This window comes from Serratia sp. M24T3, from assembly GCF_000257645.1.
Taxonomy (GTDB): domain Bacteria; phylum Pseudomonadota; class Gammaproteobacteria; order Enterobacterales; family Enterobacteriaceae; genus Rouxiella.
In genome coordinates this window covers 1-218 of the sequence record NZ_AJHJ01000114.1, presented here as the reverse complement: position 1 = coordinate 218, position 218 = coordinate 1, and the positions used below count along the sequence as shown (strand labels likewise).

Annotated in this window: 1 rRNA gene; it reads left to right on the top strand. The window is 56.9% G+C overall.

The features are described 5' to 3' along the window. Positions 1-94 precede the first annotated feature (94 nt). A 5S ribosomal RNA gene (gene rrf / locus SPM24T3_RS24210) occupies positions 95-210 on the top strand. Positions 211-218 lie beyond the last annotated feature (8 nt).

Genomic DNA, 218 nt, shown 5'->3' with positions numbered 1-218 from the left:
GTAATGAGGAGCATACGTGGGTATGTGACGAAATTGCGCGAAGGCGGCCAACGCAGCAGCAGGGTAAAAGCATCGTTTCTAGCACCAAGATTTGCCTGGCGGCAGTAGCGCGGTGGTCCCACCTGACCCCATGCCGAACTCAGAAGTGAAACGCCGTAGCGCCGATGGTAGTGTGGGGTCTCCCCATGCGAGAGTAGGGAACTGCCAGGCATCAAATT